At 53.2% G+C, this 372-nt stretch carries 1 protein-coding gene; it reads left to right on the forward strand.

The genetic code is table 11. From position 1 onward, the window contains the following. Positions 1 to 372: sodium:solute symporter family transporter (locus AB4585_RS27355; RefSeq protein WP_408063599.1), on the forward strand; the 372-nt coding region annotated here is incomplete at both ends.

Raw genomic sequence — 372 nt, forward strand, 5'->3', positions numbered from 1 at the left:
CAGGCCCTAGTCGCTGCAGGTGGTCTTGCAGCAGCACTATCAACTGCAGCAGGCTTGCTATTGGCTATCTCCTCCTCCATCTCGCACGATCTGATAAAAGGGGTAATAAACCCCAACATTTCAGAGAAGAAAGAACTGCTCGCCAGCCGGATATCCATGGCGGTGGCGATTGGGGTCGCGGGGTATCTGGGACTCAACCCACCGGGCTTTGCCGCCGGTACGGTTGCCCTCGCCTTTGGATTGGCTGCCTCCTCCATCTTCCCGGCCTTGATGATGGGTATATTCAGCAAGAATATTAACAAAGAAGGTGCGATTGCGGGTATGGTCGCAGGTATCGGTATTACTCTGTTCTATGTATTCCAACACAAAGGC

Origin of the sequence: Vibrio sp. 10N.222.49.C9 (genome assembly GCF_041474985.1) — a bacterium.
In the GTDB taxonomy this organism is placed as follows: Bacteria; Pseudomonadota; Gammaproteobacteria; order Enterobacterales; family Vibrionaceae; genus Vibrio; species Vibrio crassostreae_C.